2 protein-coding genes and 1 pseudogene are annotated in these 4,018 nt (G+C 57.2%); 2 read left to right on the plus strand and 1 reads right to left on the minus strand.

What is annotated here, in order from left to right:
* The first annotated feature begins 49 nt into the window (after positions 1–49).
* A complete protein-coding gene (locus ABX962_RS31900; RefSeq protein ID WP_372725674.1) occupies positions 50–799 on the plus strand; it encodes a metallophosphoesterase in 750 nt (249 codons plus the stop codon).
* A 210-nt stretch (positions 800–1,009) separates the two neighbouring features.
* Here ABX962_RS31900 and ABX962_RS31905 read toward each other — a convergent pair whose 3' ends face one another.
* Positions 1,010–3,184: a sigma 54-interacting transcriptional regulator gene (locus tag ABX962_RS31905; protein ID WP_372725676.1), complete on the minus strand. Its 2,175-nt coding sequence runs from the start codon at positions 3,182–3,184 to the stop codon at positions 1,010–1,012.
* Between the two features lie 376 nt (positions 3,185–3,560).
* Here ABX962_RS31905 and ABX962_RS31910 point away from each other — a divergent pair.
* Positions 3,561–4,018 (plus strand): annotated as a pseudogene (locus ABX962_RS31910) (hypothetical protein); the annotation flags it as partial.

Genomic DNA, 4,018 nt, shown 5'->3' on the forward strand with positions numbered 1-4,018 from the left:
ACCAACGGATTGATCCAGCGTTATCGTCAATGGAAATAAGGCAGCGAACATGATCCACACTTGGCCTCGCGATCAGATGCCCAAGCAAGCGGTGTTCATCTCGGATTTGCATTTGATGAGCACGCGGAGCACGGCAGAGCAGCACCACACCCAGATCGCCTCGTTGATCGAGCGTAACGAGATGGTCGTTTGGGGTGGTGATCTGTTCGATTTTCGATGGTCACGTTTCTCAAGTGAGATCGAAGCGGTCGACTTTTCGCTCGACTACTTGCAGCAGTGGCGAAACGAATACCCCGACAAGCAATTCGTTTTCTTGTGTGGCAACCATGACGCCAGCCCCGTGTTTCTGCGGGAGTTGAGGCAACAGACCGAGCCCGATTCGAATTTTGTGTTTGCTGGCGACGTGCTTCGCATCGGTGACACGGTCATGTTGCATGGCGACCAGATCGAAGGCCGCGGAAAAATGCAGCGTTTCGAGAGCTACCGAAAAAAGTGGGCCGACAAGAAACGAGCCGCGCTGTGGCGATTCGCCGGCTACGACGCGATCGTAGCGGCGCGAGCGCATAAGGTTGCGGCGGCATTGGCCCACCGGAACAAGATGGCGATCCGAAAACTGAATCGCTTTCTGGTGCTACACGACTTGGGGCCCGACAGTGGAACGCGACGTGTGGTGTTCGGGCACACGCATCGTTTGATTGGCGGATTCGAGCACGACCAAATGCAATTTTTTAACGGCGGCGCCGCAATTCGACACGTCCCGTTTCGGCCGGTCGAAATTGAACTGACGGATCAAGTGTAATTCCATTGTCGCACGGCTTTCCAAGCTGTTAGCGTGCTGTCACCTCGTTCTTATGTTAGCCGCTTGGACGCTAGCCCCGGTTCTGGTGCACACTTTTTGAGGGGATGTTTTGTTGGGTAACGGAACGGTGGCTAGCGCCAAAACCGTTAGCAAGGGAAGCTGGGCGACGAATTAGGGAGGATCTTTAGCAATATCCACTACAGTTGGCAATCATGATTTGGCGAAGCGTTTCAGTTTGCGGTCCAGCGTGCTGCGTTCAATCCCTAACATCGCGGCGGCGCGACTTTTGTTGCCGTCAGTGTGACGCAATACGCGTTCGATATGCTGTTGCTCGAGCTCTGCCAACGTCATCTCGACCGCAGTATCACTCGATGCCGTAGCGGCTCCGCCCGCCGCTGCGGCGGGCGACAGGGCGAGATCGTTTTCCTCGATCACATTCTTTTGATTCAGCACCACGGCGCGTTCGATCACGTTTCGCAATTCGCGAATGTTGCCGGGCCAATGATATTCGAGCAGTCGCTTTTGTGCTGCTTCGCTGATGGTCTCGATCCGGCGACCCATCTCGCGATTGAAACGGTCAAGAAAAAACTGGGCCAGCAGCAAACAATCACGTTGGCGTTGACGCAGCGGGGGCACAATGATCTCGACCACGTGTAGACGATAGTACAAATCCTGTCGAAATTTGCCTTCACCGACCATTGTTTGTAGATCTCGGTTGGTGGCGGCGACAACACGAACATCGACTTTGATCGGCTCGTGCCCGCCAACGCGTTCAAACGGATGCCCCTCGAGCACGCGAAGCAATTTGGCTTGCAATTCGGCATTCATTTCGCCAATCTCGTCGAGCATCAATGTGCCACCATCGGCCATCTCGAATTTGCCCCGTTTCCGCTCGGTGGCGCCGGTAAAGGCCCCCTTTTCGTGACCAAACAGTTCGCTCTCTAGCAGAGTTTCGCTCAGCGCGGCACAGTTCAGGCAGACCATCGGTCCTTCGCGGCGGTTGGATGCGTGATGCAGCGCCGCGGCGACCAATTCCTTGCCCACACCCGATTCGCCTCGCACCAACACTGTGGCATGCGTCGGTGCCGCCAATTTAATTTTTTCGATGACGGCGCGAATCGCTTCGCTTTTACCGACGATGCGAACTTTGTCGCCAAGTTGTTCTTGCAGCAACTCGGCTTTGCGGCGGCTGAGGTGAAGCGATTTGGCCAATCGCCGCTGGTCGGCGAGCCGTGAAACCGATTCGGCCAGGATTTCGGCCACCGCGACGACGACTTGTAAATCGTCGCTACTAAAGGGGCGAATCCCTGCGGCGGTGGTCATGTGAATCATGCCGAGGAAACGATCGCGATGGTCGCGGATCGGGGCCAGAATGATGCTTTCGACATCAATCTCGCCGCGACTGTTCTTGGTCGCCAATTGGTCATCGCCGACGATGTTGCGAGCCAACAAGGCGTGCCCGTTTTCGCCGGCAAGATTCTGCAATAGCGTTTCGGGCGGCCGGCGGTAACTGCGGTCACCGCTTTGCCGCGTCGCGACCAAGGGGACTTCTGAAATCGAGCTGGGCGATACCGCCGCTGGGAGAGTCGATCGTTCGCTGAGATAGACACCGGCGGTATCAAATTTCAAGCTGCCCACCAAATCATCCAGGCACGCGGCGACAGCCGACTCGGAATCCTCGAGGCGAGCGAGTGTGAATGCCAATTTGAGCAAACGGCTGCGAACGCCTGGCGAATCGTCGCCGGCGGCATTTCGTTCCGCCGCATTTTTAGGGTCCACCGCATTTGCATCCGAGGCAGCGGTTCGCCCATGCAGATAATCGCTGTGCCGCCGCCGATCGGTGATCGCATCGGCACTCATTTCCATCGTCAATTGGTCGTCGGTGGCTTGCGAGGCCGCGTCGTCATCATCGTCGGATGTCGATTCGATGCCGCCGGTATGGATGGTGTGCGTGAACTGGATCGCAAAACCGGCGACCTCGATTTTGTCGCCATCACGAAGCGGATGCGGTGCCGAGATCTCGATTCCGCCGACAAAGGTGCCATTGCGGCTGCCGAGATCTTCGATGAACCACGATCCGGTAGCGGTGGCGGCGGCAACAGGCGGCGACGAGGCCGAAGCTTCTTGGGGGGCCGGATCGGCCCAATAGATGCGGGCGTGCTGGCGACTGGCTTGGTGGCTGCGGATCACAATTTGGTTGGACGAAGCTCGTCCCAGGAAGGCTTCGGCTGGGGGGGCAAGTCGAAACACGTCACTCCAGCGACCGGCTGATTTCAAGACGAGGTAGGCACCTGGATGGCGGGTCGCGGAGGTGTGACCCGCCGGGGCTGTCGAGGATCCAGCCGAGTTTGTTGAGGATGTCGTCTGCGGGGCTTTGGTGTTCAAGCGAATCCACTGCGATGGGAGAAGCCAAAAATGGAAAAGACCGTTGGCGTATCGATTATGATGATTGTGAACGCTGTGACGGAGTCTGTAGAATGTCGAGCGGCGGGTTCTTAGCGTCTGCCACGTGCCGCACTCGTATTTTAGCGGAGAAACCGACCATTTGTGCGTTCACAGCGACAGGACTTCTGTTGCGATATGGATTTTCCGCAAGTATCCTGTGTATCGGTCACTTGCCGGGCCGCATTGCCATCCGTTGGATTGCATTTGCGGTTTTTAGTCCACGGCATCTATTCTAAGCCACGAATATTCTAAGCCACGAACCATCCCCCGCCCAAAAACGCGAGCCGTTGTGCGGGATACCTCGGAGATCCACTCGATGGAATTCGGTCCACAACGTCTGTTTCGCTTTACTGCGTCTATCATCGCGGTCCTCTGCATGTCCGCCTCGCTGCAGGCGGGAATCAGTGGGCTCAACAACCGAGCGGTAGGGGGAGTATTGATTGACGCCGAAGGCATCGTCCGCAACGCGACGATCGCTGAGCAACAAGAACTGTCCAACGCGGCCCGTGCGGCGCTCCGGCAAGCCGAAGGCGAGATGAATCAAGCGACCGAGATGCGGATGATCTCGTTAGCGAAATTGCAAAAACACCTGCAGGCGACTCGCGAAGCGGGCGAGCCGATTTCGAGCGACGTCGAGTTTTTGGCGGGACTGCAACGGATCGAGTACGTTTTCGTCGACCCCGACAACAACGACATCGTGATCGCGGGCCCTGCGGAGCCTTGGGAAATGCTCGATGACGGCAGTGTCGTGGGGACGAAGTCGGGAAAATCGAC

The sequence above is a fragment of the Novipirellula sp. genome (assembly GCF_041583735.1).
In the GTDB taxonomy this organism is placed as follows: domain Bacteria; phylum Planctomycetota; class Planctomycetia; order Pirellulales; family Pirellulaceae; genus Novipirellula.